This is a genomic window from Dokdonia sinensis (assembly GCF_003688895.1).
In the GTDB taxonomy this organism is placed as follows: Bacteria; Bacteroidota; Bacteroidia; order Flavobacteriales; family Flavobacteriaceae; genus Dokdonia; species Dokdonia sinensis.
Map to the genome: position 1 here is coordinate 213,299 of NZ_REFV01000007.1, position 6,222 is coordinate 219,520.

Annotated in this window: 5 protein-coding genes; all 5 read left to right on the top strand. The window is 39.6% G+C overall.

The window, feature by feature from the left end; all coding sequences use genetic code 11:
- The 5 genes from EAX61_RS09195 to groL all read left to right on the top strand — a co-directional run bounded on the left by EAX61_RS09195 (position 1) and on the right by groL (position 5,930).
- Complete coding sequence (locus EAX61_RS09195; protein WP_236642017.1) at positions 1-168, top strand: hypothetical protein; 168 nt, start codon at positions 1-3, stop codon at positions 166-168.
- Complete coding sequence (locus tag EAX61_RS09200) at positions 168-1,466, top strand: hemolysin family protein (RefSeq protein ID WP_121917390.1); 1,299 nt, start codon at positions 168-170, stop codon at positions 1,464-1,466. The genes EAX61_RS09195 and EAX61_RS09200 overlap by 1 nt, the downstream gene beginning before the upstream one ends.
- Before the next feature lie 88 nt (positions 1,467-1,554).
- Positions 1,555-3,651, top strand: coding sequence for a peptidylprolyl isomerase (locus EAX61_RS09205; RefSeq protein ID WP_121917391.1), 2,097 nt, complete (start codon positions 1,555-1,557; stop codon positions 3,649-3,651).
- Positions 3,652-3,822: 171 nt separating this feature from the next.
- Positions 3,823-4,098: a co-chaperone GroES gene (locus EAX61_RS09210; RefSeq protein WP_121917392.1), complete on the top strand. Its 276-nt coding sequence runs from the start codon at positions 3,823-3,825 to the stop codon at positions 4,096-4,098.
- A gap of 200 nt (positions 4,099-4,298) precedes the next feature.
- Positions 4,299-5,930 (top strand): chaperonin GroEL, encoded by a 1,632-nt coding sequence (gene groL, locus EAX61_RS09215; RefSeq protein WP_121917393.1) that lies wholly within the window; start codon positions 4,299-4,301, stop codon positions 5,928-5,930.
- Positions 5,931-6,222: the final 292 nt, after the last annotated feature.

Genomic DNA, 6,222 nt, shown 5'->3' on the forward strand with positions numbered 1-6,222 from the left:
ATGTATCCTATTATAGCCATTCTAGCTGGAATTGAGGCTTACTCAGAATGGGGTGTTAATAGGGAGCGAGCCTATTTATTTGCTTTTTTTTGTGTGTTTGCCACAGGGATGTTTTTCTTTAGAAGGCACTATCGCAAGAAATTTGAAAAATATAAGAAAAACGAATAATGGACAATACGAACGTCCAGATTATTGTAATTATAACTACACTAATTCTATCTGCTTTCTTTTCGGGGATGGAGATAGCCTATATTTCTTCTAATAAAATTCATATTGAGTTAGAAAAGAAGCAAAACAACTTACTAGCTCAAGTTCTAACGCGACTCACGGCAAAACCGTCACGTTTTATCGCCACAATGCTTTTAGGTAACAATATTGCTCTAGTTGTTTACGGGTATTTTATGGGAGCGCTCCTGCAAGGGTGGTTGGAGGGTATGCCTTTCGGCGAAAATATGATGTGGCTCAACACCATTGTCACAAAATTTGCATTGCTTTCTCAAACAATAATTTCAACAATAGTCATTTTACTTACAGCAGAATTTTTGCCTAAGGTTTTCTTCCAAATCTACGCAAACAAGTTACTTAAGATTTTTGCGGTGCCTGCTTATTTCTTTTATCTAGTTTTTGGTGTCATAAGCTCATTTATCATTTGGATTTCGGATTTTATCTTAAAATATCTTTTTAAGACAGACGGAGATGAGGTTCAGTTAGCTTTTACAAAAGTAGAACTCGGAAACTACATTTCAGAACAAATGGAGTCTGTGTCCGAACACGAAGAGGTAGATACAGAAATTCAAATTTTTCAGAACGCCCTAGAATTTTCTGAAGTAAAATCGCGTGAAGTAATGATCCCTAGGACAGAAATCATTGCGGTAGAAGAGCGAACCCTACCCAGCGCTCTGAATGAAAAATTTGTAGATACTGGACTTTCTAAAATCCTAGTATATAAAGATACCATAGATGATATTGTAGGGTATGTACACTCTTTTGCGCTTTTTAAAAAACCAAAAACAATAAGCAGCGTTTTGATGCCCGTAGTTTATGTGCCAGAAACAATGTTAATAAAAGATGTGCTTAATGTGCTCACTAAGAAGCGTAAAAGTATTGCCGTAGTAATAGATGAATACGGTGGTACGAGCGGTATGATGACCGTAGAAGATATTGTAGAAGAGCTTTTTGGAGAAATTGAAGATGAACACGATAGTGTGGCACTTACAGAAATTGTACAAGGAGATGGAACGTATGTTTTTTCTGCGCGACTAGAGGTAGATTACCTCAATGAGAACTATAAAATAAACTTTCCCGAAAGTGAAAACTACGAGACATTAGGAGGGCTTATTGTGAGTCACACAGAAGACATCCCTAAGGTAGGAGACGAGATAGAAATCGAGACACTCAGATTTCGAATTTTAGAAACTTCAAGTACAAAGCCAGAGCTAGTAGAAGTGCGCCTTATTGAGGATTAACCCACTCCCTTCTTTTTATCTTTTTTCTATTTTTTATTATGCGAGAAAATGGTATTTTCGCCCACTATTCTAGAACAATATAAATACAATGGCAATATTAAGTAAAATACGTAGCAAGGGAATTTTCCTAATCGTTATCATCGCATTAGCACTTTTTGCATTCATCTTTTCAGGTGTGTTGACAAATAGTGATAGTCTTAACGGAAAGCAAAATACTGTAGGTTCAGTAAATGGTACTGAAATTACCAGAGAAGATTTTGGAAGAAAGGTTGAGCAGCAATCTAGAGCACTTGGGCCTAACGGGTCTACTTTGAGAGCTGTTAATACGGTTTGGGATCGCGAGGTAGAGGCTGCAGTTCTTCAAGAACAGTATGAAAAATTAGGAATTGAAGTGAGCGATGAGCGTCTTCAAGAACTTTTAAAGCAGCGTTTAGAAAACAATCCTCAGTTCCAAGATGAAGAAGGTTTCTTTAGTCCAGGAAAAATGCAAGAGTACATTGCAAGTGTAAAAAATACTGAGGCATATGCTGCTTGGGTTGCTTTTGAGCAACAGGCAATTGAGGATGAGAAGAAAAATATCTATACTAACCTAGTTAAGGCTGGCGTTGGAGCTACTCTTAAAGACGGAGAGGTTGCATACAAACTAGACGGAAACACCGTAGACATTCAGTATGTCCAGGTGCCTTACTCTACTATACCAGATGATGAAGTAAATGTTTCAAAAGAAGATATTGCTGCTTATATAAAAGAGCACAAAGATGAATTTGATACAGAAGCTACGCGTAGTATTCGTTATGTAAAGTTTGAAGAAAAGGCAACTTTAGAAGATGAAAACGCTGTAAAGGCTGGACTTACGCGTCTTATTACAGAGGACGTAAACCTTGATACAGGTAAAGTTTATGGAGATCAGGGTCTTGCAGAAATTTCAGAAGACAAAATTGCAGATTTTGTAAACGAGAATTCTGAGACCCAGTACTCAGGTCGTTGGATGTCTGCTGCAATTCTCAAGCAGGTAGAACGTGATACGTTACTTTCAATGGAGGTAGGAGCTGTTTATGGGCCTTATAAATTAAATAACTTTATGTATTTAGATAAGGTTGTTGCCGCTACAATGATTCCTGACTCTTCGAGTGTAAGACACATTCTTATATCTACACAAGGTCCAGATGCATTACCTAAAGCTGAAGCAAAGAAACTTGCAGATAGTCTAGAGCAGGTAGTACGAAGAACACCGAGTAAATTCTCAGACCTTGCCGCACAATTTTCTACAGATCCTGGAAGTAAGGATAAAGGAGGGGTATACGAGATGTTTCCTCAAGGTAGGATGGTAGCACCTTTTAATGATTTTTCTTTTGAGAAAGAGGTAGGAGCTGTAGGAACTGTCGAGACCAATTACGGATACCACGTGATCGAAGTACTGGAACAAACAGAAAAAAAGAAGGCAATTAAGGTTGCTACTATCGCAAAGGAACTTGTGCCATCAGAAAAAACAATAGGAGAAGTGTACAGTACCACACAAACTTTTGAAATTGCTGCACGCGAAGGAGACTTTGCTGAAGTTGCAAAAGAAAAAGGATATACTGCACTTCCTGTAAACAGCATCAAGCCATTAAATGAACTTCTTCCTGGTATCGGAGCACAAAGAGATGTTGTGCAATGGGCTTTTGAAGAAGATACTAAAGTTGGAGATGTAAAACGTTTTCAAATAAATGATGGATATATTGTAGTTCAGGTGACAAAGCGCACTAAAGAAGGACTAATGAGTCCTGAAGATGCTTCGGCACAGGTGACTCCTATCATCCGTAATAAAAAGAAAGCAGCATTAATCAAGTCGCGTATAGACAGCACTGACTTAAATGAGGTTGCGAGTAGTCAGGGTCAGGCCATAAAAACAGCTACAGCCTTAAATATGGCAAATCCAACAATTGCTGGAGCAGGTAAGGAGGCTAAAGTAGTTGGAGCGGCTTTTGGACTAAAAGAGGGGCAGACTTCTAAACTCATAGAAGGAGATCGTGGTGTCTACCTTGTAAAAGTGACCAAAATGACAGAGGCTGCAGATCTAGGTAATTACGCATCTTATGCGGCACAGCAAGCTGCAAAGGCAAGGACGGCAGTAAACAATAAAGTCGTTGCTGCGCTTAAAAAAGGTGCAGATGTAGAAGATAAAAGAGCTACTTTTTACTAAGAACTTTGCAAGATAAAAGTTAAAGAGCCGATTCGTAAGAATCGGCTTTTTTGTGTTTATGCTATTTTGGCAGACTGCACGTCGTGGCACAATTTCTGTCTTTTACGCTCGCGTAAATCTTTACGATTTATATCAACAATTATTCTAATAACTATAAATACGAATCAAAAAATGGCTTTAAACATTAAACCACTTGCAGACCGCGTCGTAATCGAACCACTTCCGGCGGAAACTCAAACGGCTTCTGGACTCTATATCCCAGACAGCGCTCAGGAAAAACAACAAAAAGGGAAAGTTGTCGCTGTAGGCGCAGGTAAAAAAGACCACAAAATGACCGTAAAAGTAGGTGACATCGTAATTTACGGAAAGTACGGAGGTACAGAATTAAAACTAGACGGTGCAGATTATATGATTATGCGCGAGGATGATATTCTTGCAATCGTATAAAGCGAGACTTTAGACAATCGCAATAACCATCAAATCTCAAATTCCAAATCTCAATACTTTAAGGAATTGGAATTTTGAGTTTACGCTTTCGCGAAAGCGTATACATATAAAATAGTATGATGTTCCTACTTTGACTGGAATGGATTGAATTATTAATTACGAGATTTCCGCCTTAGCGGAAATGACAAAAAAATATAAAAATGGCAAAAGATATAAAATTTGACATCGCAGCACGCGACGGTATTAAAAGAGGAGTAGATGCACTCGCAAACGCGGTAAAAGTAACATTAGGGCCTAAAGGGCGTAATGTGATTATTTCAAAATCATTTGGTGCACCACAAGTAACAAAAGACGGTGTAACAGTAGCAAAAGAAATTGAACTTGAAGACGCTCTAGAGAATATGGGCGCTCAGATGGTAAAAGAAGTTGCTTCTAAGACTAATGACCTTGCAGGAGATGGAACGACTACAGCAACTGTACTGGCACAAGCCATCGTTGCCGAAGGACTTAAAAACGTAGCTGCAGGCGCAAATCCAATGGACCTTAAAAGAGGTATCGATAAGGCCGTAGAGGCTATCGTGGCTGATCTTGAGAAGCAGACTTCTAAAGTAGGAAACTCGTCAGATAAGATAAAGCAGGTGGCTTCTATCTCTGCAAATAATGACGATGTGATAGGTGATCTTATCGCTAAGGCTTTTGGCAAGGTAGGAAAAGAGGGAGTGATTACTGTAGAAGAGGCAAAAGGAACAGAAACGTATGTAGATGTTGTAGAAGGAATGCAGTTTGACCGTGGTTACCTTTCACCTTACTTTGTTACAAACAGCGAGAAGATGAATGCTGAGTTAGAGAACCCATATATACTCCTTTTTGATAAGAAGGTGTCTAATATGAAAGATTTGTTGCCAGTACTTGAGCCTGTTGCTCAAACTGGAAAACCACTCCTTATCATCGCCGAAGATGTAGATGGAGAAGCGCTCGCAACACTTGTGGTAAATAAACTACGTGGTGCTCTTAAAATTGCAGCGGTAAAAGCTCCAGGTTTTGGAGATCGTCGTAAAGCAATGCTCGAGGACATTGCCATCTTAACAGGAGGAACAGTAATTTCTGAAGAACGTGGCTTTACACTTGAAAACGCTACTATCGATATGTTAGGTACTGCAGAGACCGTAACGATAGATAAAGACAATACAACAGTTGTAAACGGAGCGGGAGATAAAACTGCTATTAAGGCGCGTGTGGGACAGATTAAATCTCAAATAGAGACTACGACGTCAGACTATGACCGCGAGAAATTACAAGAACGTCTTGCGAAGCTTGCAGGTGGGGTTGCCGTACTTTACGTAGGTGCTGCCTCTGAAGTAGAGATGAAAGAAAAGAAAGACCGAGTTGACGATGCACTACACGCAACACGTGCCGCAGTAGAAGAAGGTATCGTAGCCGGTGGAGGTGTTGCTCTTGTACGTGCAAAGAAAGTATTGGACAAAATCAAAACCGAAAATGCAGACGAGGCAACGGGAATACAAATTGTAAACCGTGCTATAGAAGCTCCATTACGTACCATTGTGTCTAACGCTGGCGGAGAAGGATCTGTAGTGATTGCTAAGGTAATGGAGGGTAAAAAAGACTTTGGTTACAATGCTAAGAACGGAGAATACACAGATATGCTCAAAGCAGGTATTATCGATCCTAAAAAAGTAACTCGTGTAGCGCTGGAAAACGCAGCCTCTGTATCTGGAATGATCCTTACTACAGAGTGTGCCCTTACAGATATTAAAGAAGACGCTCCGGCAATGCCCCCAATGGGCGGAGGCGGAATGCCCGGAATGATGTAGGTCGGTCGCAGCGCGACAGGCATTTTTTGAGCTTCTTTTCTGGGGCTCAGTAATTATTGAGAGGCTGTTCTTTGGGACAGTCTCTTTTTTTGTGCCGCTTTACAATAAAGAGAAGAAACTAAAAGGTTCTCCTTAGTGTCGTTGTTTTAAATTTTATCTTTACGGTGTAGGCTTCCCCTAATTAGGACACCTTAAAATTCGACAAATAATTATTATTTAGGTCAGATTTGATGAAGAATTTAAATTCTTCATCAAATCTGGGCATGTATTCTTTAGGAGATATATTACCTAA